We start from the raw sequence: 24,902 nt of genomic DNA, 5'->3' as shown, positions 1-24,902 counted from the left end.
TCCGTTATACAGAAGGCTGCACAACCTGAGGGCGGGGGAGGAGGGTTTCGCCATGCACCAACGGCCACGGTCCGAGCCCTGCTCTACACCTGAACGGACGGTATGAACACCGCCACGCCCGTGGAACTCACCGACGCCGATGCGATCGAACATCTGCTCAGCGGCGCCTACAGCACGATGCGGGTCCGCAGCAGTCAACCTCCCCGGCTGCGGTACCATCGCCTGGACGCCGGCACGTTCGCCCTCGACACCTTCGAGCAGACCGCCGTCCTCGACGTGCGGGTCGAGCCACTTCAGACGATCGTGGTCGACCGGGCGACAACCGCCTGCGTGGACGCTCGCCGCCGGGGGTGTGCCGGACGCTACGACGCCGGCGACGTGTTCCTCGCCGCGCTTCCCGATCAGCCGTACACGGCGCGCGTCATGCCGGGCCGCATCGACGTCTGCGTCATCGACCTCGCCCTGGTCACCCGGGTGGCGGCCACCGCACCCGGCCGCCGGCCCGAACCGATCCGGTTCCTCAGTCCCGACCCGCTGTCCACGGCGGTCGCCGCGCACTGGTGGTCAACCCGCCAGTTCGTCGCCGAACTGCTCAACAACCCCGAGGCCGCGGCGTCTCCGCTGATCGTCGGCAGCGCGGCTCGCCAGCTGGCCGCCGCGACGCTCACCGCGTTCCCCAACACCGCGCTGACCCATCCCACGATCGAGGACCGCCGCGACGCCTCCGCCGTCACGCTGCGCCGAGCCGTCGCGTACATCGATGAGCACACCGCCGACGACATCAGCGCCGCGGACATCGCGGCCGCCGCCCACGTCAGCATCCGTGCCCTGCAGCTGGCCTTCCGCCGCCACCTCGGCATGCCGCCGATGGCCTACCTGCGCCGGGCCCGGCTCCACCACGCGCACCAGGACCTGCTGGCGGCCGATCCCGCCACGACCACCGTCGGCGCGGTCGCCACCCGGTGGGGGTTCGCCAACCACAGCCGGTTCACGGCCCTCTACCGCAAGACCTACGGGGTCACCCCGCAGACCACGCTGCGCAACGACTGACGTTCGCTTGCGCGACAGCGTCACCGACCTCGTGCGTTCTGCGCACTACCGCGGCCGCTGCGTCCGGGTGACGGTTGACGCAATGGCCACTTTCCAGGACCAACCCGCCTACCGATGGGTAGGGACCTCCGACGGAGTCCTGCGCTTCGTCGTCGCCGGCGATCTCGACCGCCACGTCCTCGAACAGATCGTCGCGGCGCTGCATGCGGTGCCTCCGACGACCGGCCCGCACGTGGACATCGATCTCAGCGCGGTCACCTTCCTCGACGCCGCCATCGCCGGAGTCCTCATCTGCTACCACGCCACCGCCGCCGAGAACGGCGGCCGCGTCACGGTGGTCAACGCGACCGGCATCGCGCAACGCGTCCTGTCGATCACCGGGCCGCCGCACCTCACCGGCATCGTCGCCGTGCCGCCGCCACGACGCCCACAGGTGTGCGCCGCCGGCCCGACCACCCCGGCCGGTGCCGTCCCGGCCGGATCACGAGGGGTCTGCGCCGCCGCAAGACCGACACGACGGGTACGACCGCCGCGCGCCCCGGGCCGCTAGGCACCACGGCCGGCGTAAAGGACGGCGAACAGTGCCCGCGCACGGGTGCCGTCCGCCAGCTGCCAGGAGCCGCTGACGTGGCCGGTCGCTTCCGCGGGAGGGACGGCGGCGCCGTCCGGGACGGGACGCAGGATGCGGTGCAGGCGGATGGCCGTACCGTGCGGCCCCCGCAGCTCGGTCCCCGTCGGGTCGTCGATCGCGGCGGCGGTGACGTCGACGGAAACGGGACCGTCGCCGGTGTACGCGCGGGTGACGTCAGTGTCCGGGGCGCCGCTGATGTTCTGGTCCTGGGCCCGGGCCCGGCCCTCGATCAGGGCCAGCAGCTGGGCGATCAGTACCGGGTCGTGGCAGCCGTCGTAGGCCCAGCGCCGCCCCAGCACGCCGTGCTCCATCGTGCCGACGAGGGCGTGCTCCGCGCCGTCGAGCGGGGCACCGCGATAGGTGAGCGGCACCAGGTAGGCGGTGGGCTGAGCGCCGGCGGCGTCGGTCACCACCAGAAACTCGATGCCCACCGCACCCTCGGGGTCGTCCAGCCGGAACCCGCCGGCCTTTGTCAGTTCCGGCCCGGCCGCGCCCGCGACGTACCACGGCCGCGTCGGTAGCCAGGGGGTGAGCAGTTCGATCTTGTTCGGCGTGAGCGTGGTGGTGCGGTGAATGACGGCCATGCCGAGATTCTTCCCGTTGTCCACTCAAGATCACGACTCGGTCCCGCGGCCGCCGGCCTGCACGGCCGCGGCGGCGAGGTGCGCGAGGATGCGGGGGACCAGGTGGGCCGTGGCGGCCCGATCGGAGGGCGCAGCGATGACGGACGGGGACCCCGCGATCTCCGTCGTCCCGGCCAACGAGGCGACCCGGGACGATCTGACAACCATCTTCGGGGTACGCGGGGAAGCGTCCCGCTGCCAGTGCCAGTGGTTCAAGATCCGGGACGCCGAGTGGGGCTCGGTCCCGGTCGGGGAGAAGGCCCGGCGCCTGCGGGAACAGACCCACTGCGGTGACCGTACGGCCGGCTCGACGAGTGGGCTGGTCGCGTACCTCGACGGCGAGCCGGCCGGGTGGTGCGCGGTCGAGCCCCGCACCGCGTACGTGCGCCTGCTGCGCGGCCGGGTGCCGTGGAGCGGGCGGTCGGAGGACCGTACGGATGCCGGGGTGTGGGCGGTGACCTGCTTCGTCACCCGTACCGGCTTCCGCCGGCGCGGAGTCAGCCGGGCGCTGGCGGCCGCCGCGGTGGGCTATGCGCGCGAGCGCGGCGCCCGTGCCCTGGAGGGATACCCGATCGTCACCCGGCCGGAGCAGACCTACGGCTGGGGCGAACTGTACGTCGGCAGCCGCAGCATGTTCGCCGCCGCCGGGTTCACCGAGGTCTCCACGCCGACGCCGCGGCGGGCCGTGATGCGGATCGACTTCTAGCCCGGCATCCCTGGAGTGGTCCGTGGGACACCCGTTGGTGGCGTGCCGCGGCGATTCCCGCCGGACGGCGCGCGAGCGGCGTAGTGTCGGCTCAACGCTGGTAAACGCGTGCGGGGGCGCTCCGATGACCGTATTGTTGCTGGCCGAGGACGACCCCGACCTTCGCGACGGGCTGCAGCGGCTGATGCGGCGAGCAGGGTTCGCGGTCTACGCCGCGGACAACGGCAGCGCCGCGCTGAGCCTCGCACTCACCACGCCACCGGATATCGTGCTCACCGACTTCGATATGCCGGAACTCGACGGCCTGGAGTTGTGCCGGGCGATCCGCGCCCGGCCCGAGACCGCGGACGTGCCGGTCGCGGTGATCAGCGGCCGGTTGCGGACGGCGGACACCGACCTGCGCGCCGCCGGCGTCTGCGCCGTCCTGCTCAAGCCGCTGCCCAACGACGAGCTGATCGACGCCGTCTGCGCGCTGGCGGAGTACGGGCCGCACCCGCACGACACGACCCCGTGCCGGCCCTGGCCGGACGGGCCGGTGCGCCAGGCGACGGCTGTTTCGGCGGCTTGCGGCAGCCGCCCGGGGCGCGATCGGCGGACCGGGGGCGTGGTCGCGGATCCGCTGGCAGACTCGCGGAATGAGCTCTGAGAAGGCCGACGTGCTCGCGCGTACGGGCAGTCACGCCGTCGTGCATCTGCCGGGCCGCGCGTTCCCCGGCATCCACGTGCCCGGGGACGGCTTCGCGGCGTTGCACCTGCAGCTCGCGGCGGCCGCGCGGGCGCTGCGTGCGGAGCCCGGTGACCAGGATGCCCTGGGCGAGCTCGATCATGTGGTCGGCGAGGTGGGCGCCGTGCTGGAGGCGTACGAGCGGACGCTGGCGGAGCGGGGGATCCGGCGTCCGTACTGATTTCGTCGTACCCCCGGCCTAGCGTGGCCCCCATGATGGAGACCGCCGACGAGCTGGCCGACCTGCAACGGCTGCTCGACGCTTCCCACGCCACGTCGACCGGGCATCTGCGGGGCATCATCGACGCGGATCGCACGCTGACGGCACATGATCTCGCCGCGCTGCTCACCGGCATGCGGGTGCTCAGTGTCGCCACCGTGACCGGCGCCGGTGAGCCGCGCATCAGCGCGCTCGACGGCCATTTCCTGCACGCGACGTGGACCTTCAGCACGAGCGCGACGGCCGCCAAGGCACGCCACCTCCAGGCCCGGCCCGCGGTGAGCGTCGCGCACATCGACGGGGAGGAGATGGCCGTCTTCAGCCACGGCCGCGTCGAGGACCTGACGCCGGACGACCCGCGCTGGACGGAGACCATCGATCACTGGACGGCGCATTACGGCAGCTCGCCGCTGTCGTGGGGCGACGAGATCCGGATGTATCGCCTGCGCCCACACTGGATGGTGGGCTACGCCTTCAAGCGCACCGAGCTGCTCGCCGCGCGCGGCGTCCCGAGCTGAGCCCATCGCCGTTCCACCTTCCGGGTGTGTCGCGGAGGAAAGCGATGGACGTTCAAATCTTCGTCGCAATTCATTGCGAAGATCGGTGTCGCCCAGGGTGATCGCGGCGTGGCGCAGGGGAATGATCGGTGCGGCCGCCGCCTGCCCCGGGCGGGGTTGAGAGCCGCAGGCTGCGCGCAGGGGGGCCGCAGTCCTGCGCGCGGGGGTGGGGCCGCACGGCGGTCCCGCCCCTGCACTCGACGGGGCTAAACTCCGCACGTGGTCGAGGCACCGGAGTGGGATGTCGCCGTTGTCGGAGCCGGGCCCGGAGGTCTCGCGGCGGCCTGTGCCGCAGCGTCGGCCGGGGCCCGCACAGTCGTCCTGGAGCGCGCCGCGCACCCCCGCTACAAGACGTGCGGCGGCGGCCTCATCGGCACGTCACTGGGCATCGCCACCCCGCGGATCACGGTACCCGCCAGGGACACGATCGGCGCGATCACCTTCGCGGTCGACGGCCGGCGGGCGTTCACCCGCCGGGGCGGCGACACCGCGCTGCTCACGATGGTGCGCCGTGACGATTTCGATCTCGCCTGGTACGACGCCGCGGTCGCGGCCGGAGCGAAGGTGCGGCAGAACTGCCAGGCCCGGAGCCTCACCCAGGACCGGCACGCCGCCACGGTCGGGCTGGCGGACGGCACGACAGTCACCGCGCGGGTGGTGATCGGCGCCGACGGTTCGGCGGGTATCACGTCGCGCCACGTCGGCGTCACGTTCGACCAGCAGGATCTCGGGCTGGAGGTCGAGGTCGTGCCGGATCCGGCCCAGCGCGCGGCCTGGCGGGGCCGGGTGCTGCTGGACTGGGGCCCGGTGCCGGGCTCGTACGGCTGGGTCTTCCCGAAGGACGACGAGCTCACCGTCGGCGTGATCATGGTGAAGGGCCGGGGCGCCGAGACGAAGGAGTATCTCGCGCGGTTCCTCACTCGGCTGGGCCTGGCGGACCGCCCCGTCCGGCGCGACTCCGGCCACCTGACCCGGTGCCGCAGTGCCGACGCGCCGCTGCGCCGGGGCCGCGTCCTGGTCGTCGGCGACGCCGCCGGTCTCCTGGAGCCGTGGACCCGTGAGGGCATCAGCTACGCGCTGCGCTCGGGCACGTGGGCGGGCCAGGTCGCGGCCGCCGCCTGCGCCGCCGGGCCGGTCGAGCTCGCCGAGCAGACGCCGCTCGCCGAGTACGAGCGGCTGGTGACGCGCGAGCTGCTACCGGAGATGGTGGCCGGGCGCCGGTTGCTCGGGGTCTTCGAGCGCCATCCCGGCCTCGTGCACACGGCGATGGCCACGCCGCTGGGCTGGCGGGCGTTCACGGCGTTCTGCCGTGGCGAGCTTTCCATGGCCCACATCCTGCGCAGGCCGTCGATCCGGGCGGCGGTGCGCGCGCTGGGCGGCCCCGACCGCGCCCGGCAGAAACCCCGACCCGCTCGGTAGACAGACGACGTCAGTACAGGGGCGGCGGCTCGGTGGGATCGGCGGCACGCCGGTTCCAGGGCGCCCACCGGACGGCGGTCGCGAATCCCTCACGCCGGGCGGCCCGGGCCAGCCGGATCGTGAGCGGGCCGCTGCGCCCCTGGCTGAAGTCCGGACCGACCAGCCGGGTCTCCCACCGCGAGCCGTTCAGGCGGCGCCGCACGCCCTCCCACAGCCCGCCCTCGACGTACGCGTAGATCTCGCGGTGCAGGTCGTCGACGAGTTGCTTGGGGTCCTCGTCGCAGGCGTCGCAGCCACACACCGGTAGCGCCAGTTCGTGCCAGCGGCCGAGGCGTATCGCGAGGCCGGGAAAGTCCGTGAAGGCGATCGCGAGTGGCCCGGCCACGGGAGCACGGGGGATCAGCCGCACGATGCGCAGCAGTGGGCCGTCCGTACGCTGCTCGAAGGGTTCCCTGGTTTCCCGCCGCTCGACGGTGTACCGCTCGGTCAGCTCGTCGAGCAGCACCACGGCCGCGTCGTGGAGCAGCTCGAAGCGCCCCGGATCGGTGACCCGGAGGTACGTCCCGGGGAGCGGGTCGACGTCCCCCATCTGGGCATTATGCCGCGCTCGGCTGGGCGATGCTCAGTCGAACGCGAACCCGGCCGCCGCCTGCGGCCCGAGGTGCGTGCGATCCCGACTGCGGATCGCGCGCACCATGATCACCGGATCATTCGAAGGTGAATTCGCCGGCGGTGACGCCCTCGACGAAGGCGACCCACTCCTGCTCCGTGAACGAGAGAGCGCTGGCGCCGGGATTCTTGGAATCCCGGATGAGGTAGGTGTCGTTCACCTTCGCCACCTCGACGCAGGTGCCGTTGCCGCAGCGGGAGCTCTTCCGCCATGTGGGTTCGATGCTGTCCGTCATGTGCGCGTCCTTTCAAGGAATCCCCTGGACCAGCGCACGCACCGGCCCGTGGGTCGGTGAGTTTTACTGCGTATTCGTATCGCCCCGCCGGCTGTGTTCAGCCGCGCGCAGGGCTCTGATCCGGTCGCGGACGAAGGCGACGGTGGTCTCCTCGTCCGTGGCCGCGCTCCATACCTTGTCGTACCGGATGCGGTGCCGTGAGGTGATGGCGACGTCCTCCACCAGCTCGTCGGTCAGACCGTTCTCCCGGTACAGCACCGCGTTCTCGGGCATGTCCTCGCCCAGGACCAGCACCTCGAAGGCGGCGTTGTTGGTCATCGGTGTGTCCACGGCGAACGGGATCATCCGCAGGTGGACGTGGCCGCTGGCGGCCAGGTCGACGAGCTGCTCCAGCTGCTCGGCCATGACCGCGTTGCCGCCGATCGGCCGCCACAGCACCGATTCGTCGAGCAGGATGTAGATCTGCATGTGGTCGAGCCGCGCGTCCAGGGTCTCGCGGCGGCGCTGGCGTGCGTCGACCCGGTAGCGGATCTGTTCCAGGGTCAGCTCGTCGTCCCACTTGTGCATGAGCGCCTCGGCGTACGCGGGCGTCTGCAGCGGTCCGGGCAGGTGATAGAAGCAGTAGTACCGGATCGCCGACATCTCGGCCTCGAACTCGATGAGCCGCCGCAGCGGATCGGTGAGATGCTCGCGGAACTCCGGTGCCTGCCACCAGAAGCGGCGCTGCCGCGTCCGAGCGATCTTGGCGGCCTGTAACAGGTCGTTGATGCGGGCGCGGTCCTTGATGCCGAGGTACGTCAGCAGCGGGCGCAGGTCGTTCGGGGCGATGCTGACCTCGCCGCCCTCGATGCGGATGACCTTGCTGAGTGACCACTCCATCTCATCGGCGACCTGCTGCTGGGTCAACTCCGCCGCCTCGCGGGCCTCGCGGAGTGCCAGGCGAACGCGCCGCCTGGCCACAGTGGGCGAGTCACCCTCAGCCATGAGTCCTTCATCGTCGATGAGTCGAAGAGATCTGCGGCAATCATGCCACCTCGCTGAATGCCAGATTGCATCCAGCGAGGTCGCGCGTCATCTTACTTACTGTCATATCAGAACGAATCTGAGTGCGCATAAGTTCACCGAAAAGTAACGGACTCACCCGTTGGGGTGGCTCTGCGATGATCAGGTGACAACCAGGCCGTAGCCGGTCGTCGGTGGTCGAGCCGCCTCCATCGCGCGCCGCAAAGCGCGACTGACCTGGTTGAACACCCGCGGATCGGACTGGGTGTACAGGACCACGTCGCGGCCGCGGTACGTCGCCTCCAGCTGCCAGGTCCGCGAACGCGTCCGGCTGAGGGTCACTGCCAGTGCACCCGGTATCGCAACGGTCAGCAGACCCAGCAGGATCGACGGCGGGGTGGTCAGCGTGGCCAGGCCGGCGGAGGCCAGCAACACCACGCCGCCCGCCATGATCGGATACCGGCGGGCGGCGGGCTGCCCGCGCACCAACTGGACCTGCTGCAGCTCGCGGATCTCGAAGACCCGGGTCGAGGTGGTGTGCCACACGAAGCGTTCGTCCGTGACCACCGCATCAGCTCCGCGGTAGTAGGTACGTGTGCTCATCGCGAAACTCCTCTCCGCCGCTTCTTGCGAGGGGAGGGGAGCGGAGCCACCATTGGCGCTGAGACAACCCCCGCCTCGCTCGTTACCACCTGACGGTGCTCCAGGGTGATGCAGCTCCAGAGGCGACAACGGCACCCGGTTGCCGCCGGGTGCCGTTGCGTGGTCTCCCTCCAGCTCCGCCCTGATGCCTGCACCTTCAGTAGAGCACGCCACCCGTCTGATCGCTACACCTCAAGTTGCCAGGTTGCAGACTGCGTACAAGCCGACTGATGGCAGCGGATCGGCCGGGCGACTGGTAGCCTCGGCGGCGCCGCTGACCTGGGCAAAGGGCCGGCGCGTCGGTCCAATCCGGTGGCCGGATCGCGGCGCGTCCATTGCGGAAGCGTGAGACCATACGCCGAACAGGATCAGCGAAGACCCGTGGCGCGGCAGAGCGCCGCACGACCGTACCGATCCCGCGGTGGCGTTCGACCGCCGCATCATCGAGAACACCGACCCCGCCCGCATGCGTCGCGCCACGCCAGGGACCAAAGACTCGTTTCATCGACGGGGGCGTCGGGTAGACCGGACATCGACACACCGCGAAGCCGTCACAGTACGGCGCGGCCGCACCGCCGGACACATCCAGGACACCGCAGCTGGGGAGGCTGAACAGGGCATGGAGAGTCGACTGCGGATCGCGGGTGAGGCCGTGCAACCGGTGCTCGTCATGTTCCCGCTCGGACTGTTCGCGATGGCTGTCATCTTCGATACCGCGGATGTGCTGGGCGCCCCGCAATTCCTCGGCGCGCTGGCGTACTGGAACATCGTCGCGGGCCTCGTCGGCGGTGTGCTCGCCACAGTGGCCGGTGCCATCGATGTGGCGTACGTTCCCCACGGCACCGCCGCCAAGCGGGCCGGTGTGCTGCGGATCCTGGGCAGCATGGGCGTACTGATCCTCTTCGCTGTCATCCTGATCCTGCGCATGCGCTCGCCCGACCGGGTCGCGGGCGGTGGCCTGCTGGCTGTCGAACTGCTGGCGCTCGCGGCGGCCGGCTTCGTCGCGTGGCACGGCAGCGACCTCGTCGAGCGGCACCGCCCACCGGCGCTCGCCCGCCCCACGACCGCGGCCACCGAACGAGCGGCAGCCTCTCCCCGCCGACCCTGGCTACTGAACGACGCCGACCGCGGCTACTGAACGACGCCGACCGCTGCTGCTGAAACGACGGCCGGGCTGTCAGGGCGTTGCGGTGCGGGCCGCGGCGGCCGCGATCCAGGCCTCGTCCTCTGCCTTCTTGCGGGCGATCCCGTTCGCGCCGTCGTAGCGGACGAACGCGGGCAACGCCGCCGCGAGCGCCGCGGTGCCGAGCACGCAGAGCACCCCGCCCACCCAGATCGAGCCGCCCACGCCCAGCCGGGTCCGCGCCATCACCCCGGAACGCAACTGTCCCAGCAGCGGCCCGGTGGTGTACGAGAGCATCTCGATCCCGGCGAGCCGCCCGCGCAGGTGATCCGGGATGGTCTGGCTCCAGATGATGCTGCGGAAGATGCCGGAGACCATGTCGGCGGCGCCCGCGAACGCCAGGCAGACCAGGGTGAGCCAGAGCATGTGCGACAGGCCGACGCCGACGATGCCGACCCCCCACAGTGCCGCCGCGATGATCACCATGAGGCCGTGCCGGTGCACCCGGCCGGTCCAGCCGGAGCCGACCGTGGCCAGCAGCGAGCCGACCGCGGGGGCCGCGTACAGCAGGCCGAGCACCTTCGGGCCGCCGAGCTGCATGGCCAGGAACGGGTAGAGCGCCTGCGGCATGCCGAAGAACATCGCGTTGATGTCCACCAGGTAGGTGCCGAGCAGTTCGGGGCGGTTCTTGGCGTACTTCAGGCCGGTGAGCACGGAACGGATCGACGGACGGTCCGCGTCCGGCGGGGGCGGGACCGCGCGGACCAGCGACAGGCAGGTCACCGATACCGCGAAGGTGGCCAGGTCGAACGCGTACACCCAGGCCAGGTCGACGGTGGCCAGCAGCACCCCGGCCAGTGCGGGGCCGCCGAGCTGGGCGATCTGCATGCCCAGCGACTGCAGTGCGCTGGTCGCGGGGATCTCCTCGGGCGTCACCAGCCGGGGGAGCATCGCCTCCAGCGCCGGGCGCTGCACGCCGTCGATGGTGGCGGTGGCCGCGGCGATCAAGTAGAGCAGCCACAGGTGCGGGCGGTCGGACAGGGCGTTGACCAGCAGCACCCCGCAAAGTGCCGCGAGGGCCAGCTCGCCGCCGCGGACCAGCAGCCGCCGGTCCAGGAAGTCGGCCAGGGCGCCGCCCACGAACGCCATCACCAGCAGCGGTACCAGCTCGAAGACACCGAGCAGGCCGACGGCCAGCGGATCGTGCGTGATGGCCGCGACCTGGAACGGGATCGTGACGTACGTGATGAACGACCCGAAGCCGGACACGGCGCCGCCCGCGAAGACGAGGCGGAAGTCCCGCGAGGTGCGCAGCGGAGTGAGGTCGAGCCCCAGCCGCCGCCGGGGTCGGTCGGTCACGCCCGGGATCGTGCCACGGACCCGGCGGAGCGACCGAACGATTTTCGGGTTACTTGATGACCATCGTGCCGGTGCGTTCGAATGCGGCAAGATCCGCGAGTGTCTCGTCGATGACCCTCGACTGCGGGCCGGGCAGCGAATCCAGCGGGAAGAACCCGGCGTCCACGGACTCCTCCGTCACGGTCTGCAGGTCGCCCTCCCACGCGTGGATCCGGAACGACATCAGGATCTGCTGGTACGTGTGCCCGTAGTCGTTGGTGTACGTGTACCGGCTGTAGAACGCGAACGGCGTCAGCGACGTGGCGCGCAGCCCGGTCTCCTCCCACACCTCCCGGATCGCGCAGTCCTCCATGCTCTCGCCGAGTTCCATCGCGCCCGCCGGAATGGCCCAACGGCCGTTGTCGGAGCGCTGGATCAGCAGCAGCCGGTCCTTCTCGTCGAAGATCACCCCGCGCGCCCCCACGAACAGCAGTGTGTCGCTGTCGCCGACACTCGCCCGGACCCGGCCCAGATACGATTCCGCCCACGTCAATCCCACGGGGTGCAGCCTAGTCAGGCGGACTTCTTCGCCGCCTTCTTGGCGGGGGCCGCCTTCTTCGCCGTGGTGGTGGTCTTCTTGGCGGCCGTCTTCTTCGCCGGTGCGGCCTTCTTGGCGGGTGCGCTCTTCTTCGCCGGCGCCTTCAGCGGGGTCGCCTCGATCGCCCGCGCGCGGGCCTCCGGGTTCTCGCCGCGGGCCGCCTTGGCCCGCTCGACGGACGCCTTCAGCGCCGCCATCAGATCCACCGCGGCGGCCGGCGCTTCCTCGGCCTCCTCCGGCGTGACGACCTCCCGGCCCTCCACCTTGGCGTCGATGACCTCCTGCAGGGCGGCCCGGTAGTTGTCGGTGAACTCGTCCGGCTTGAAACTGCCCGCCATCGAGTCGATCAGCGAGCTGGCCATGGCCAGCTCGGCCGGGCGGGTCTCCACGTCGTCGTCGAGGAAACCGAAGTCCGGATTACGCACCTCGTCGGGCCAGAGCATCGTGTTGAGCACCAGCACGTCGTCGCGGACTCGCAGCGTGGCCAGCTGCTCGCGCTGGCGCAGCGCCACCTTCACGATGGCGACCCGGTCGGCGTCGGTGAGTGCGTCGCGCAGCAGCACGTACGGCTTGGCGGCCTGGCCCTCGGGCTCCAGGTAGTACGCCTTCGCGTACATGATGGGGTCGATCTGGTCGGCGGGGACGAAGGCCAGGACGTCGATCGCGTGCGACGTGGTCAGCGGCAGGTCCGCGAAGTCGTCGTCGGTGAGGATGACCATCTCGCCGCCGCCGATGTCGTACCCCTTGGCGATGTCGTCGTAGCTGACGTCCTCGCCGTCCACGGAGCAGACCCGCTTGTACTTGATCCGGCCGCCGTCGGTGCGGTGCACCTGGTGGAACCGGATGTCCTTCTCCTCCGTGGCGGAGTACAGCTTGACCGAGATCGACACGAGGCCGAACGACACCGCGCCCTTCCAGATCGCCCGCATGCCCCGCCTCCCGCCGTGGCCGCCCCCCGGGGACATACCCGGGCTGAGCTGCCGGAATCGCGCTCGTACCCGATCAGGATCGCATCACCGACACGCCTGCGTAAGGTCTTCGCACCTGCCTAAGGTGATCGAATGGCCGGTGCACCGCTGTCCCCGATGCTCGCCACCGCGGGCACCCTGCCGGCGGGCCCGGGGTGGAGCTACGAGTTCAAGTGGGACGGCGTGCGCGTGCTGGCGTCCTTCGCCGGTGGGCCACCGAAGCTCTGGGCCCGTTCCGGCACGCTGGTCACCGTGGCGTATCCCGAGGTGGCGGCCCTGGAACTGCCCGCCGGGACGCTGCTGGACGGCGAGATGGTGGTGCTCGACTCCAGCGGGCGTCCGTCGTTCACGGCGCTCGCGGAGCGGATGCACGTGCGCGACGCGGGGCGCGCGGCCCGGCTCGCCGCGGGCCTGCCCGCCACGTACATGATCTTCGATCTGCTTCGGTACGGCGAGGAAGCGCTGCTGTCCCTGCCGTACGCGCAGCGCCGCGACCGGCTGGAGGCCCTCGATCTCGAAGGGCCGCACTGGACGGTGCCGCCCGCGTTCCCCGACGGTGCCGCCACCGCGGCCGCCGCCCGCGAGCACGCCCTGGAAGGGGTGGTCGCCAAGCGGGTGGACGCGCCGTACGTGCCGGGCGCCCGCTCCGCCGACTGGATCAAGGTCAAGTTCGACCGGACCGGCGACTACGTCATCGGCGGCTGGCGTTCCGGCGCCCGGCGCCTGGGTGGCCTGCTCGTCGGCGTGCCCGGCCCGGACGGCCTGCTGCGGTTCCGGGGCCGGGTCGGCGGCGGCATCGGCGCGGCCGCCGAGCAGGAACTGCTGGCCGCGCTGCGGCCGCTGGCCGCATCGGAGTCGCCGTTCGCGCCCGGCGCGGTGCCCCGCGAGGATTCCCGCGGCGCACACTGGGTACGCCCGGAACTGGTGGCCGAGATCCGGTACGGCAACCGCACCCCCGACGGGCGGCTGCGGTTCCCCCGATTCCTGCGGCTGCGCCCCGACAAGACGCCCGGGATGTGCGCGGAAGAGGAGGAGGACGACCGTGCCTCGTGAGCGTTTCGTCGTCCACATCGACGGGCGCGACCTGGAACTGTCCAACCTCGACAAGGTCCTCTATCCTGCCGCCGGGTTCACCAAGGGCGAGGTCATCGACTACTACACGCGCATCGCCCCGGTGCTGCTGCCGCACCTGCGGGACCGGGCGCTGACCCGGATCCGCTACCCGAACGGCGTCGAGGCCGCCCATTTCTTCGAGAAGAACGCCCCCGGCGGCACCCCGGACTGGGTACGCCTGGAGCGGCTGCCCGTACCCGGCTCCACCAAGAGCCGGGAGACCATCGACTTCGTGGTGGTCGACGACCTGGCCACGCTCGTGTGGGTGGCCAACATCGCGTCGCTGGAACTGCACACGCCGCAGTGGCGCATCGGTGCCGACCCCGACCTGATGGTGGTCGACCTGGATCCGGGCGAGCCCGCGGGCCTGCGGGAATGCTGCGCGGTCGCGGTGCTCGTCCGGGACCGGGTGGCCGCCGACGGCCTCACCGCGTACCCGAAGACCTCGGGGAAGAAGGGCATGCAGCTGTGCTGCCCGATCGCGGGCACGCAGTCCGCCGAGCACGTCAGCGGGTACGCGAAGCGGGTCGCCGAGGAGCTGTCCGCGCGGGTGCCCGGCTCGATCACCGCGCGGATGACCAGGGCGATCCGGCCCGGCAAGGTGTTCATCGACTGGAGTCAGAACGCCGCGGCGAAGACGACCGTGGCGCCGTACTCGCTGCGTGCCCAGCCCCACCCGACCGCGTCGACCCCGTTGACCTGGGCGGAGGTGGAGGCGGTCGCCGTCGGTGACGAGCCTGCACGGCAGTACCGGGCGGGCGAGGTGCTGGACCGGGTGGCGGAGCACGGCGACCTGCTGGCGGATCTGCTCACCGCGGGCCCGGCGGTGCCCTGAGCCGGTCAGTCCACCGTGGGCAGCGGCGGGCCCAGCACGTCGTCCGCGTCGACGATCGTGTACGCGTACCCCTGCTCGGCCAGGAAGCGCTGCCGGTGCGCGGCGTACTCGGTGTCGATCGTGTCCCTGGACACCACGGTGTAGAAGTGCGCCTGGCGGCCGTCGGCCTTCGGGCGCAGCACCCGGCCCAGCCGCTGCGCCTCCTCCTGCCGCGAGCCGAACGTGCCGGACACCTGGATCGCCACCGCGGCCTCGGGCAGGTCGATGGAGAAGTTGCCGACCTTGGAGACGACCAGGGTGCGCAGCTCGCCCGAGCGGAACTCGTCGAACAGCCGTTCCCGCTCCTTGTTGGTGGTGGCGCCCTGCACGATCGGGGCGTCGAGGTATTCGCTCAGCTCGTGCAGCTGATCCAGGTAGCCGCCGATGACCAGGGTCTGCTCGCCCTTGTGCCGGTCCAGCAGGGCGCGGACCACGGGCAGCTTCGTCCGGGCCGTGGACGCGACCCGGTAGCGTTCCTCGGCCTCGGTCACCGCGTACGCCATCCGCTCCGCGTCCGTCAGCGTCACCCGGACCTCGACGCACTCGGCGGGCGCGATCCAGCCCTGTGCCTCGATGTCCTTCCAGGGCGCGTCGTAGCGCTTCGGGCCGATCAGCGAGAACACGTCGCCCTCGCGGCCGTCCTCGCGGACCAGGGTCGCGGTCAGGCCGAGGCGCCGCCGGGCCTGCAGGTCAGCGGTGAACCGGAAGATCGGCGCGGGCAGCAGGTGCACCTCGTCGTAGATCACCAGGCCCCAGTCGCGGGCCCCGAACAGGTCGAGGTGGGTGAACGCGCCGCCGCGCCGCGCGGTCAGCACCTGGTACGTGGCGATGGTGACCGGGCGGATCTCCTTGCGCTCGCCCGAGTACTCGCCGACCTCCTCCTCGGTCAGCGACGTCCGCGCGATCAGCTCCCGCTTCCACTGCCGCCCGGCGACCGTGTTGGTCACCAGGATCAGCGTGGTCGCCTTCGCGACGGCCATGGCGGCCGCGCCGACCAGCGTCTTGCCCGCCCCGCACGGCAGCACCACCACGCCCGAGCCGCCCGCCCAGAACCCGTCCACCGCCTCCTGCTGGTACGAGCGCAGGTGCCAGCCGTCCTCGGCCAGGTCGATCTGGTGGGCCTCGCCGTCCACGTACCCGGCCAGGTCCTCGGCGGGCCAGCCCAGCTTGAGCAGCGCCTGCTTGAGACGACCCCGCTCCGAGCCGTGCACCACGATGGTCTCGTCGTCGAGGCGGGCGCCCAGCATCCCGGCCAGCTTCTTGCTCTTGGCCACCTCGATCAGCACGATCTTGTCGAGCCCGCGCAGCACGAGCCCGTGCACCGGGTCGTTGAGCAGTTGCAGGCGGCCGTACCGGTCCATCGTCTCGGCGACGTCGACCAGCAGGGCGTGCGGCACCGGGTAGCGGGAGAACTTGATCAGCCCGTCGACCACGCTCTCCGCGTCATGCCCGGCGGCGCGGGCGTTCCACAGCCCTAGCGGCGTCAGCCGGTACGTGTGCACGTGCTCCGGCGAGCGTTCCAGCTCCGCGAACGGCGCGATCGCCATCCGGCAGGCCTGCGCGTCGGGGTGATCCACCTCCAACAGCAGGGTCTTGTCGGATTGCACGATCAGGGGTCCGCCGCTCACCACGTGCCCTTCCACGATCCAGCGATGACCCTCCAGTCTGACACGGCTCGCCCGCGCGCACCCGGCGTGCGCGCGACGCCGCTGGCCGCCCGTTCGCCGCGTGTGCGCGATGCTGCCGGCCGGGCTCGATCCGGCGGGCGCGACGCTGCTGGCCGCGCTTGACCCGGCGTGCAAAGCTTCAGACCCGGGCGGATCCCGTCCGGGTGGCAACGGCGGACGACCGCGTGCGCGAGGCCAACGGGGGCATGCGGTCCGCCGTGCCTTACTCCTGCTCCTCGCCCTCGGGCACCGCGGCAGTGATCCGGTGCAGCGCGAAGGTGTGCAGCGTCTCCGTCCGGTCGTCCTCGGCGCGCAGGTAGCCCGCGCTCAGCGACACGGGCCGGACCAGCCGGGACAGCGTCGCGCCGTGCGAATCCACGTACCCGACCCAGACCCTGACCTTGTCCCGCACGGCCTGCTGCAGCACTGCCATCGCCTGACCGTGCGCCTGCACCGCGGTCAGGCCGGGCACGGCCTGGCCGTGCGCGGCCCGCACCGTGACCGGCGCGCGGCGCGCCGCGCGGGTCGCGATGTCGCCGCGACGGATCTGCTCCACCACCCCGGCCAGCCGCGGCCCGGCCAGCTGCGGGGGCCCGGCCTGCTCGGCCACCTTCGCCGCCAGCGGGGTACGGGAGGCAGCCCGGCGCACCTTCGGCCGGGTCAGCACCGCCGCGCCACCCGCGTCCTCCGCCACCGGCGCGTACCCGGCCTCCCGCAACGCGCCCAACAGCCGCGCCACCGGGTACGCGGTGACCAGCACGGTCGGCGCGATCCGGCGCAACGCCACCGGGGCCAGCCGCTTGTCCGCCAGCGCCTCGGCCAGCAGCGCCTCGTCGTCGCTGCGCAGGTACGCCCCCGCCGACCCGGTCCGCAGCCCGCCGTGGGTGCGCGCCGCGTCGTCGATCAGGTACGTGAGCGCCTGCGGTACCGGGGTGCGCGAGCGCCGCCGGAACAGGGCGTGCAGGTCGGCCGCGCCGTACCCGACGTCGAGGGCGTGCCGGACGCTGGCCGGGGTGACCCGGTGCACGCTCGCCCCGCCCGCGGACTCGTGCTCCGCCACGACGTCCAGTTCGGCGGCGAGTTCCGGCTCGGGCGGGCCCGGCACGACGACGGACAGGTCCGCCTGCACCAGGACGTGATCCACCGGCGCGGGCAGCAGCGCGTCCAGCACCCGGACCACGTCCGACCCGGCCGGGGCCGGTTCCGCGTGCACCCCCAGCGGGTCCGGGTCGGGCTCGGCGGGGTCGTCCAGCAGCAGCCGGCCGTACGAGGTGATCGCGCCGAGCGCGGCCACGCCCAGGGTGACGGCCCCGGCCAGCGCGTCCCGGTGGGCGGCCTCCCGGCCCCGCGCCCGCCGGGGCGCCTGCCAGGCCAGCTGGCCCAGCACCGCGTCGACGCTCGGGGCGGTGCCCGCGGGCACCGCCGTCAGGACCAGCAGCGCCTCCCGGCGGGCCTGCGGCGCGCCCGCCCGTTCCGCGTCCGGGGACAGCGGGGTGATCGGGCGGTCCCGCTCGTCGCGCTGGCCGACCAGGCTCGGCTGGCGGGTCATCGCCAGCCACGACCGGGCCAGGGTCTCCCAGCGCTGTGCGATGCCGGTGGCCCGCCACAGGTCGTACGTGCCGGTCGGCAGGAAGATCTCCTCGGCCCCGCCCGCGCGGCTCACGTACACGCCGCGCGGGGCGCCGGAGGCGTCCGCCTCGCCGACCAGCCCGGCCGCGTACGCGACCTCCAGCAGCAGCGCCGTGGCGGCCTCGTCCTGGCCGGTGGCGCGGGCCAGGCGCTTGAGGTCGCGGACGCCGAGGCCGCCGGTCTTGAGTACGGCCGCGGGCTCGGCGCCCAGCGTCTCCAGGATCGTCTCGGTGATCCGCACGGCCTCCATGACCTGACCGGCCCCGGCCGAGTCCACCGACTTGGCCTCGCGCACCGGCGACGGCAGCGTCGGCGCGAACGGGCGCAGGGGCCCGAGCGGGCCGGTATCGCGGCGCAGCAGCAGGCCGATCTCGCGGGGCAGCTCCACCAGCTCCCCGTCCGGCCGGGGAGCGCGGCCCGCCTCACCGACCGGGACGAGCATGTGATGCTCGACCAGCCAGCGCACCGGCTCGGCCATCGCCGCCGCGTTCAGCGCGCCGACCGGTGGGCCCGCGGCCAGCCGCTCCAGCACGGCGCGGGCGGGCGGTGGCGCGGCCAGCACGGCCCGGCGCAGCTTCGCCCGGTCGGCGCAGAGCGCGGCCGCCAGCGGGTCCAGGTAGTCCGCGGGCCGCCCCAGCCCCGCCGGGTACGGCGAGGTCACCTCGTCCACGGCGCCGGTGACCTGCAGCTCGGTCTCGGGCCCGTGCAGCAGGAACCGGGCGCGCAGCCGGTCGACGGCCGCCCGTACGTCCTCGGCGGGGGCCGCCGCGGCCAGCTCGGTGATCGCCTCCACCGAGGTCAGGATGGTGTCGGGGTCGCGGCTGAGCCGGGCCGCGTCGAGGATCTGCAGGGTGAATTCGTCGAGTGCGTCCAGGCAGCGGGCCACGGAACCACGGGACTGGGCCCGCACGGCCAGCGCCGAGATGTCGGCGGGCAGGGGCACGACGAGGTCGGGACGCAGTTGAATCAGCGCCCCGAGTGCCGCGTCCGGCAGGGACCGCAGCTGGTCGGCGAAGGTGGTGGCCATCGCGTTCCACGCTAGCCGCCATGGGACGATGGTGACGGGCCCAGGGCGTGGGCCCGGAAGCGTTGAGGAGGGACGAACGTGGCGAAGGCGAAGGTAGCGGGCACCGCGGTGACCGACGGTGAGGCTCAGGACAGCCGGGCCCGTACGCCGAAGGACGGTTACCTAGCGGTCTCCGAGCTGGTGTCGGACCGTGCCGCCGCGCCGTCCCCGTTCGGCGACGACCAGACCTTCCCGCTGCCCGTGGAGCGGCTGACATACACGCCTTCGACCAGCTCGTGAGGGTAGCGGTCGGCTTCGACCTGGACATGACCCTGATCGACTCGCGACCGGGGATCCGGGCGACGTACCGCGCGCTCACGGCCGCGACCGGGGTGTTCGTCGACGCCGACCTGGCGGTGACCCGGCTGGGGCCGCCGCTGCGGCACGAGCTGCGCGAGTGGTTCCCCGCGGACGAGGTCGAGGGAGCCGTCGCCACGTTCCGGGAGTTGTATCCCGACCACGCCGTCGCCCCGACCGTACCGATGCCCGGCGCGGTCGAGGCGCTGGCCGCGGTGCGCGAGCTGGGCCTGCGGGTGGTGGTCGTGACCTCGAAGCTGGGCCGCCTGGCCGAGCTGCACCTGGCCCACCTCGGCCTGCGCGCCGACGTGGTCGCCGGTGACCTGTTCGCGGAGGGCAAGGCCGCCGCGCTGGTCGAGCACCAGGTCCACTGGTACGTCGGGGACCACGTCGCCGACATGGTGGCCGCCACCACCGCCGGGATTCCGGGGGTAGGGGTGGCCACTGGTCCGTGCAGTGTCGACGAACTGCGCGCCGCAGGCGCCGGCTACGCGCTGCCCGACCTCACGGAGTTCCCCCCGCTACTGCGGGAGATTGCGGTTGGGTCCGGCCACGCGGCTGGATAGCCTAGCCGTGAGCGCATGTGTCCATTGAGTGAAGTTGAGGTCAGCGGTGCCCACGGGTCGAGTGAAGTGGTACGACGCGGCGAAGGGGTTCGGCTTCGTCACCAGCGATGAGGGCGGCGACGTCTTCCTGCCCAAGGGGTCGCTGCCCGCCGGCGTGGCCGAGCTGCGCGCGGGTCAGCGCATCGAGTTCGGCGTGGTCGACAGCCGCAAGGGCGCGCAGGCGCTGGGCGTGAAGGTGCTGGACGCGCCGCCGTCGGTGGCCGAGCTGCGCCGCCGTCCGGCCGAGGAGCTGCACGGCCTCGTCGAGGACATGATCAAGGTGCTGGAGGCGAAGGTGCAGCCGGACCTGCGCCGGGGTCGCTTCCCCGACAAGAAGACGGCTCAGAAGGTCGCCCAGCTGGTGCACGCGGTGGCCCGCGAGCTGGAGGTCTAAACGGTCAGTGGCTCGATCAGGGGGATGACCCCCACCGCCGCCGCCCGCTCCAGCAGCGTGTCGGCGGCGGCGAGCCCCTCCGCGCCCAGGTCCAGGGTGTACTCGTTGACGTACAGCTCGATGTGCTGGCGCACCACGTCCAGCTCCATCTCCTGCGCGTGTTCGAGCACGAAGTCCCGGCTGGCGTCCGGGTTCGCCCACGCCATGCTGACCGAGGTACGGATCCACTCGGCGGCCTCGTGCGGGTCGACGGCGCCCTTGCGGGCCAGGATGGCGCCCAGCGGGATGGGCATGCCGGTGTCCTTCTCCCACCACTCGCCGAGGTCGACCAGCGCGGTCAGGTCGTACTGGTGGTAGGTGAAACGGGCCTCGTGGATCACCAGGCCGGCGTCGAACCGGCCGGTGGCCACCCCCGGCATGATCTCGTGGAACGGCACGCCCGCGATCCGGGCCGGAGCCCGCCAGCCGGTCCAGAGCCGGAACAGCAGGTACGCCGTGGTGCGGTCGCCGGGCACCGCCACTGTCGCGCCGCGCAGGTCGCCGTCGGCCCAGCGGGGATCCCCGTTGGTCAGCACGAGCGGTCCGCAGCCGCGCCCGAGCGCGCCGCCGCACGGCAGCAGGTGGTACTGGTCGAGCAGCCAGGGCAGCGCCGCGTAGCTGACCTTGACGAGGTCGAACTCGCCCTTCTCGGCGGCCCGGTTGGTCACGTCCACGTCCGCGAACGTCATGTCGATCTTGGGCGCCCCCGGCACGAGGCCGTGCACCAACGCGTGGAAGACGAATGTGTCGTTGGGACACGGCGAAGCCGCCAGGGTGAGCGCCACGCATCCGACCGTATCCCGACGACGGTCCCGGGCGCCTCACCAGGCGTATGTCCGCCTCACCACACCACACTCCGGGTGTTCAGACTCCGAGCGTGGACAGCGCTCGGGCGGCACGGGTCAGCGCGCTCAGTGCCTCGGGGATCCGCCACGCCTGGCGGTCGCGCGGACCGACCGCGTTCGAGACGGCCCGCAGTTCCGCGAACGGCGTACCGGTGATGGCGGCCGCGCAGGCGACGCCGTACCCCTCCATCGCCTCGGCGGCGGCCGCCGGGAACCGGGTGGCCAGGTCCGCCGCCGTCGCGGCCGTGCCGGTGACCGTCGCCAGCGTCAGGATGTCGCCCGTCACCGCCTCCGGCAGAGCCTTCCCGAGGGCCTTGACCAGGGTGTCGTCCGCGGACATGACGCTCGTGCCGAAGCCCAGCCGCTCGACCGGCAGGAAGCCGTCGGGCGTCTCGGCGCCGAGGTCCGCGGCGACCGCCCGCACGCCGAGGACGGTCGCGCCGACCGCGGCCCGGCCGGGGAAGCCGCCGCCGATCCCGGCGCTGAGCACCGCCCGGTACGGCGTGCCCGCCGCCTCGGCGAGCGCCAGTAGCCGGGCCGTCCCCGCCCCGGCGGCGGCGGGTCCCACCCCCACGGGCTCGACCCGGACGCGGGCCGGGTCGGCACCGGCGCGTACGGCGTCCGCCTCCGCCGCCACGGCCGTGACGACGAGCAGGTCCGGCGCGTTCACGATCGGGTCCGGCGCGCTCACCGGTCGGCCTGACCGGAATCGGCGTCGTTCCCGGTGACCTCGTGGCGGGTGGCCGACGAGGGCCGGTAAATGTGGTAGCCGGGCGGTGCGAGCGCCGCACCGGCCGCCTCCCCGGACTCACCATCACGCGATGCCGGAGGCGGCGGCGCGCCGTTCTCGGTCGCGGTGGCAGCGGCCCGGCCGGCCGAACGCCGACCCGGCGGCACGACCCCGGCGCCATCCGGCTCGGACCGGGCGCCATCCGGCTCGGACCGGCCGGCATCCGGCTCGGACCGGGCGGTTCCCGGCTCGGGCCGCGCAGGTCCTGGCTCGGGCCGCGCAGGTCCTGGCTCGGGCCGCGCAGGTCCTGGCTCGGGCCGCGCGGCGCGACGCCGGAAGAGGCCCCGTCGGCGGCTGCCCCTGTCGGAGTCCGGGCCTGCGGCCGGAGCCGCGCCGGGCGACGCCGCCCGCAGGCCCGACCCGTTGGGCGCGGCCGAGACAGCGGAGGCCGAGACTGCGGGGGCCGGGACGGTGGCGGCTGGGACGGTGGCGGCCGGGACCGCACCGGGCACAGAGGAGTCGTCGGCGGGTGCGTCCGGGCCGGTGGGCGGGATCTCCTCGACGGTGGCGTCGGGGCGGCCGTGCAGGTGGTCGCCGTGCAGACGGCCGGCCACCACGGCCGCGCGGATCGCCGCCGCCACCGCGAACACGGCGGCCACGATCATGCCGACCCGGCCGTCCATCGGGATGATCCCGACGGCACCGCCGACCACCCACGCCAGCATCAGTACGGTCTCGGAGTGCGCGAACGCGCTGGCCCGCAACCGTTCCGGCACGCGTTCCTGGATGCTGGCGTCCACGGCGAGCTTCGAGATGCCGCTGAAGATGGCGGTGGCCAGCGCCAGCGCCGCCACCATCACCAGGGTGTAGAAGATCGTGGCGAGGACCGCGACCCCGGCCGTGATGGTGAGTCCACTGGACTGCAGCGCCGTGGGGCGCCGGATGTGCAGCTTCGTGCCGACCGCGGTGGACAGGAACGTGCCGACGGCCAGCGCGCCACCGATCACCGCGACCGCGCCCTGGCTGCCCACGTCCCGGCCGAACAGGGTGGTGGAGAGCTGGCCGCCCTTCACCGCGAACGCGAAGTAGAGCAGCAGGAAGCCGTACAGGCAGCGCAGGGTGGCGCTGCCGACCAGGGTGGCGATGACCAGCCGCCCGGACAGCGGACGGTCCGGGCCCCGGCGCAGGCGCAGCGCGGTACGGATCGGCCGGGGGACCTCCTCGGGCGGGTCGGAGTCGGCCCGCGGGGGTAGCCGCAGCGCGACCACCATGCCGACCAGGAACAGGATCGACGAGACCCGCAGCGGCCACTGCGGACCGAACCAGAACGCGCCGAGCCCCAGCGGCGCCACCACCGCCCCGGCGAACGTGCCGTACACACTGGCGCGGGCGCCGACCTGGGACAGGCCGACCCCGTCGGGCAGCAGCCGGGGTACGGCGGCGGACCGGGCCACCCCGTACGCGCGGGACAGCGCCAGTACCGCGAATGCCGCGGGATACAACCCGAGGCCGTGCAGGTGGTCGGAGATCAGCCAGGCGAGGAACGCGCGGCCGAGCATCGTGACGGCCAGGGCGTAGCGGCGCCCGTGCCGGAAGTGGTCGAGCAACGGTCCGATCACCGGCGCCAGCAGGGCGAACGGCACCATCGTGACGAGCAGGTAGAGGGCCACCTTGCTGCGGGCCTCGCCCAGCGGCACGTTGAAGAAGATCGTGCCGGCCAGCCCGATCGCGATCAGCGTGTCCCCGGCACAGGACAGCGCGTGCAGGTCGAACAGGCGGACCATGCCGATCTCGTGCGCCGCGCCCTTCGCCCTGGCGTCGCCGACCCGGCGGGTCGCCCACCGGCCACTGCGTACGGAGCCGCGGACCAGCAGCCGCCCGGCCTTGATGCCGGTGCCGAGGGCCCGTCCGATGCTGGTTAGCAGTGGCATTGCCTCATCCTGACTGATGGCGGCGACAGGTGTCCCGTGCCAATGGTCCGTGATCTGGGGGAGTCGGTGCGGCGAGCGGCCACCGATAGGGGACAATGATCGGGTGACCAGGAGCACCGCCGCCCGCACGGCCCGCCTCGACCAGGTCTGCGCCGATGCCGTCGGAGTGGCCCGCGGGGCCATCACCGACGTGGATGCCGCCGATGTCGGCGAGCATCTCGAGGCGGTGGCCGACGGGGACCGGGTCGTCACCCATTTCTTCGAAAGTCACCTGGCCGGGTATCGCGGCTGGCGGTGGGCGGTCACCGTGACCCGGGTGCCGCGCAGCCGTCACGTCACGGTCTGCGAGACCGTGCTGCTGCCCGGCCCCGACGCGCTGCTGGCACCGGGCTGGGTGCCGTGGCACGAGCGGGTGCAGCCGGGCGATCTCGGCGTCGGCGACCTCATGCCGACCGCCCCGGACGACGAGCGCCTGGCCCCCGGATACGTACTGAGCGACGACCCCGCGGTCGAGGCCGTCTCCTGGGAGGCGGGCCTGGGCCGGGCGCGGGTGATGTCCCGGGAGGGCCGGGTCGAGGCCGCCCAGCGCTGGTACGACGGCGACGCCGGTCCGGAGGCGCCGATCTCGACGGCCGCCCCGCGCACCGCCCGCTGCGGCACCTGCGGCTTCTACCTGCCGCTGGCGGGTTCCATGCGGCAGATGTTCGGCGTCTGCGGCAACCTGTACGCGCCGGACGACGGCAAGGCGGTCAGCGCCGACCACGGCTGCGGCGCCCACTCCGAGGCGTTGCTGGGCTCCTCCGAGCAGCCGGTCGACGAGCTGCCGACGGTGTACGACGACAGCGAGGTAGAGCCGGTCGCGGTGAGCCGGGGCCCGGGTTCGGTCGAGACGGGCGAGCCCGCCGAGCCGTACGGGCATTCCTAGCCGGGGTCGGTCACGCGGAATTCGGGGTGGCTCAGGGCGCGCCGGCGGCGCCGGTTCGCGTCGTGCCGCATCATCGTGAGCAGGCCGGGTACGCCCAGCAGGAACCCCGCGATGCTGATCCACAGCCAGTCGGTGTGGCCGTGGGCCTGCAACCAGTCGCGGTTGAGCAGCAGCACGAGACTGGCCACCGCGAACGCCGCCATCCCGGCGACGGCGAACGGCACCATCGGCGGGTCGAGCGGCTCGATCCGCGGCTTCTCGCTGGTCACTCACCCTTTGTA

28 protein-coding genes are annotated in these 24,902 nt (G+C 72.6%); 14 read left to right on the top strand and 14 right to left on the bottom strand.

From position 1 onward, the window contains the following. Positions 1-102 precede the first annotated feature (102 nt). Both ACMCNN_RS27765 and ACMCNN_RS27760 read left to right on the top strand, forming a co-directional pair. Positions 103-1,050 carry a helix-turn-helix transcriptional regulator gene (locus tag ACMCNN_RS27765; protein WP_412743438.1) on the top strand — a complete coding sequence of 316 codons (948 nt, stop codon included), beginning with the start codon at positions 103-105 and terminating at the stop codon, positions 1,048-1,050. Positions 1,051-1,132: 82 nt separating this feature from the next. After that, the gene (locus tag ACMCNN_RS27760) at positions 1,133-1,600 is read left to right on the top strand and encodes an STAS domain-containing protein (RefSeq protein WP_412743437.1); all 468 of its coding nucleotides are present in this window, start codon (positions 1,133-1,135) and stop codon (positions 1,598-1,600) included. On the opposite strand, the gene ACMCNN_RS27755 is transcribed toward ACMCNN_RS27760, so the two are convergent. Further along, positions 1,597-2,265, bottom strand: coding sequence for a maltokinase N-terminal cap-like domain-containing protein (locus tag ACMCNN_RS27755; RefSeq protein ID WP_412743436.1), 669 nt, complete (start codon positions 2,263-2,265; stop codon positions 1,597-1,599). The genes ACMCNN_RS27760 and ACMCNN_RS27755 overlap by 4 nt on opposite strands. 136 nt (positions 2,266-2,401) lie before the next feature. Here ACMCNN_RS27755 and ACMCNN_RS27750 point away from each other — a divergent pair, with 136 nt between their 5' ends. From ACMCNN_RS27750 to ACMCNN_RS27730, 5 genes are all read left to right on the top strand, one after another. Continuing rightward, entirely contained in the window at positions 2,402-3,010 is a 609-nt protein-coding gene (locus tag ACMCNN_RS27750) for a GNAT family N-acetyltransferase (RefSeq protein ID WP_412743435.1), read from the top strand. A 124-nt stretch (positions 3,011-3,134) separates the two neighbouring features. Further along, positions 3,135-3,656, top strand: a complete 522-nt coding sequence (locus ACMCNN_RS27745) for a response regulator (protein WP_412743434.1) — start codon at positions 3,135-3,137, stop codon at positions 3,654-3,656. Further along, on the top strand, positions 3,646-3,915 hold the full coding sequence (locus ACMCNN_RS27740) for a DUF6959 family protein (RefSeq protein WP_412743433.1): 270 nt from the start codon (positions 3,646-3,648) through the stop codon (positions 3,913-3,915). Before ACMCNN_RS27745 ends, ACMCNN_RS27740 begins: the two co-directional genes overlap by 11 nt. A 32-nt stretch (positions 3,916-3,947) precedes the next feature. Then, positions 3,948-4,472: a pyridoxamine 5'-phosphate oxidase family protein gene (locus tag ACMCNN_RS27735; RefSeq protein WP_412743432.1), complete on the top strand. Its 525-nt coding sequence runs from the start codon at positions 3,948-3,950 to the stop codon at positions 4,470-4,472. A 258-nt stretch (positions 4,473-4,730) separates the two neighbouring features. Next, positions 4,731-5,930, top strand: a complete 1,200-nt coding sequence (locus ACMCNN_RS27730; RefSeq protein WP_412743431.1) for a geranylgeranyl reductase family protein — start codon at positions 4,731-4,733, stop codon at positions 5,928-5,930. Between the two features lie 10 nt (positions 5,931-5,940). Here ACMCNN_RS27730 and ACMCNN_RS27725 read toward each other — a convergent pair whose 3' ends face one another. The 4 genes from ACMCNN_RS27725 to ACMCNN_RS27710 form a co-directional block, all read right to left on the bottom strand. After that, positions 5,941-6,519 (bottom strand): DUF6226 family protein, encoded by a 579-nt coding sequence (locus ACMCNN_RS27725; RefSeq protein ID WP_412743430.1) that lies wholly within the window; start codon positions 6,517-6,519, stop codon positions 5,941-5,943. A 118-nt stretch (positions 6,520-6,637) separates the two neighbouring features. Continuing rightward, entirely contained in the window at positions 6,638-6,835 is a 198-nt protein-coding gene (locus tag ACMCNN_RS27720) for a DUF397 domain-containing protein (RefSeq protein ID WP_412743429.1), read from the bottom strand. A gap of 63 nt (positions 6,836-6,898) precedes the next feature. Beyond that, on the bottom strand, positions 6,899-7,819 hold the full coding sequence (locus ACMCNN_RS27715) for a helix-turn-helix domain-containing protein (RefSeq protein WP_412743428.1): 921 nt from the start codon (positions 7,817-7,819) through the stop codon (positions 6,899-6,901). A gap of 180 nt (positions 7,820-7,999) precedes the next feature. Then, positions 8,000-8,440 carry a DUF6232 family protein gene (locus ACMCNN_RS27710; protein ID WP_412743427.1) on the bottom strand — a complete coding sequence of 147 codons (441 nt, stop codon included), beginning with the start codon at positions 8,438-8,440 and terminating at the stop codon, positions 8,000-8,002. Positions 8,441-8,900: 460 nt separating this feature from the next. Here ACMCNN_RS27710 and ACMCNN_RS27705 point away from each other — a divergent pair, with 460 nt between their 5' ends. After that, positions 8,901-9,617, top strand: a complete 717-nt coding sequence (locus ACMCNN_RS27705; RefSeq protein WP_412743426.1) for a DUF2231 domain-containing protein — start codon at positions 8,901-8,903, stop codon at positions 9,615-9,617. A gap of 39 nt (positions 9,618-9,656) precedes the next feature. Here the strand turns inward: ACMCNN_RS27705 and ACMCNN_RS27700 are convergent, their stop codons facing one another. From ACMCNN_RS27700 to ACMCNN_RS27690, 3 genes are read right to left on the bottom strand one after another with little or no spacing between them, the layout of a single operon-like run. Further along, the gene (locus ACMCNN_RS27700) at positions 9,657-10,961 is read right to left on the bottom strand and encodes an MFS transporter (RefSeq protein ID WP_412743425.1); all 1,305 of its coding nucleotides are present in this window, start codon (positions 10,959-10,961) and stop codon (positions 9,657-9,659) included. A 49-nt stretch (positions 10,962-11,010) separates the two neighbouring features. Further along, on the bottom strand, positions 11,011-11,499 hold the full coding sequence (locus ACMCNN_RS27695) for an NUDIX domain-containing protein (protein ID WP_412743424.1): 489 nt from the start codon (positions 11,497-11,499) through the stop codon (positions 11,011-11,013). Between the two features lie 14 nt (positions 11,500-11,513). Then, positions 11,514-12,467: a Ku protein gene (locus ACMCNN_RS27690; RefSeq protein ID WP_412743423.1), complete on the bottom strand. Its 954-nt coding sequence runs from the start codon at positions 12,465-12,467 to the stop codon at positions 11,514-11,516. A 132-nt stretch (positions 12,468-12,599) separates the two neighbouring features. Between ACMCNN_RS27690 and ligD (ACMCNN_RS27685) the strand changes: the two genes are divergently transcribed. Then, on the top strand, positions 12,600-13,559 hold the full coding sequence (gene ligD / locus ACMCNN_RS27685) for a non-homologous end-joining DNA ligase (protein ID WP_412743422.1): 960 nt from the start codon (positions 12,600-12,602) through the stop codon (positions 13,557-13,559). After that, positions 13,549-14,454 (top strand): non-homologous end-joining DNA ligase, encoded by a 906-nt coding sequence (ligD, locus tag ACMCNN_RS27680; RefSeq protein WP_412743421.1) that lies wholly within the window; start codon positions 13,549-13,551, stop codon positions 14,452-14,454. Before ligD (ACMCNN_RS27685) ends, ligD (ACMCNN_RS27680) begins: the two co-directional genes overlap by 11 nt. 5 nt (positions 14,455-14,459) lie before the next feature. Here ligD (ACMCNN_RS27680) and ACMCNN_RS27675 read toward each other — a convergent pair whose 3' ends face one another. Together ACMCNN_RS27675 and ACMCNN_RS27670 are read right to left on the bottom strand one after the other, a co-directional pair. Next, complete coding sequence (locus ACMCNN_RS27675; RefSeq protein ID WP_412743420.1) at positions 14,460-16,121, bottom strand: DNA repair helicase XPB; 1,662 nt, start codon at positions 16,119-16,121, stop codon at positions 14,460-14,462. 262 nt (positions 16,122-16,383) lie between these two features. Continuing rightward, on the bottom strand, positions 16,384-18,816 hold the full coding sequence (locus ACMCNN_RS27670) for a helicase-associated domain-containing protein (protein WP_412743419.1): 2,433 nt from the start codon (positions 18,814-18,816) through the stop codon (positions 16,384-16,386). Between the two features lie 78 nt (positions 18,817-18,894). Between ACMCNN_RS27670 and ACMCNN_RS27665 the strand changes: the two genes are divergently transcribed. Genes ACMCNN_RS27665 through ACMCNN_RS27655 form a run of 3 tightly spaced genes read left to right on the top strand, consistent with a single transcriptional unit; the run spans position 18,895 to position 20,151 of the window. After that, complete coding sequence (locus ACMCNN_RS27665) at positions 18,895-19,095, top strand: hypothetical protein (RefSeq protein WP_412743418.1); 201 nt, start codon at positions 18,895-18,897, stop codon at positions 19,093-19,095. Beyond that, a complete protein-coding gene (locus ACMCNN_RS27660; protein WP_412743417.1) occupies positions 19,092-19,718 on the top strand; it encodes an HAD family hydrolase in 627 nt (208 codons plus the stop codon). Before ACMCNN_RS27665 ends, ACMCNN_RS27660 begins: the two co-directional genes overlap by 4 nt. Before the next feature lie 46 nt (positions 19,719-19,764). Then, a complete protein-coding gene (locus ACMCNN_RS27655; RefSeq protein WP_130510422.1) occupies positions 19,765-20,151 on the top strand; it encodes a cold-shock protein in 387 nt (128 codons plus the stop codon). Here ACMCNN_RS27655 and ACMCNN_RS27650 read toward each other — a convergent pair. From ACMCNN_RS27650 to ACMCNN_RS27640, 3 genes are all read right to left on the bottom strand, one after another. Then, a complete protein-coding gene (locus tag ACMCNN_RS27650; RefSeq protein ID WP_412743416.1) occupies positions 20,148-20,975 on the bottom strand; it encodes a 1,4-dihydroxy-6-naphthoate synthase in 828 nt (275 codons plus the stop codon). The genes ACMCNN_RS27655 and ACMCNN_RS27650 overlap by 4 nt on opposite strands. A 79-nt stretch (positions 20,976-21,054) precedes the next feature. Continuing rightward, complete coding sequence (locus tag ACMCNN_RS27645; RefSeq protein ID WP_412743415.1) at positions 21,055-21,726, bottom strand: futalosine hydrolase; 672 nt, start codon at positions 21,724-21,726, stop codon at positions 21,055-21,057. Then, a complete protein-coding gene (locus tag ACMCNN_RS27640; protein WP_412743414.1) occupies positions 21,723-23,696 on the bottom strand; it encodes an MFS transporter in 1,974 nt (657 codons plus the stop codon). The genes ACMCNN_RS27645 and ACMCNN_RS27640 overlap by 4 nt, the downstream gene beginning before the upstream one ends. 85 nt (positions 23,697-23,781) lie before the next feature. On the opposite strand from ACMCNN_RS27640, the gene ACMCNN_RS27635 reads away from it, so the two are divergent. Further along, positions 23,782-24,621: a DUF3027 domain-containing protein gene (locus ACMCNN_RS27635; RefSeq protein WP_412747292.1), complete on the top strand. Its 840-nt coding sequence runs from the start codon at positions 23,782-23,784 to the stop codon at positions 24,619-24,621. On the opposite strand, the gene ACMCNN_RS27630 is transcribed toward ACMCNN_RS27635, so the two are convergent. Then, complete coding sequence (locus tag ACMCNN_RS27630; protein ID WP_412747291.1) at positions 24,618-24,848, bottom strand: DUF2530 domain-containing protein; 231 nt, start codon at positions 24,846-24,848, stop codon at positions 24,618-24,620. The two genes, ACMCNN_RS27635 and ACMCNN_RS27630, sit on opposite strands and share 4 nt — an antisense overlap. Positions 24,849-24,902: the final 54 nt, after the last annotated feature.

Source organism: Krasilnikovia sp. MM14-A1004, from assembly GCF_047159485.1.
Lineage (GTDB): Bacteria > Actinomycetota > Actinomycetes > Mycobacteriales > Micromonosporaceae > Actinoplanes.
The sequence above is the reverse complement of the archived record's forward strand: the minus strand, read 5'-3'. Positions and strand labels throughout refer to the sequence as shown.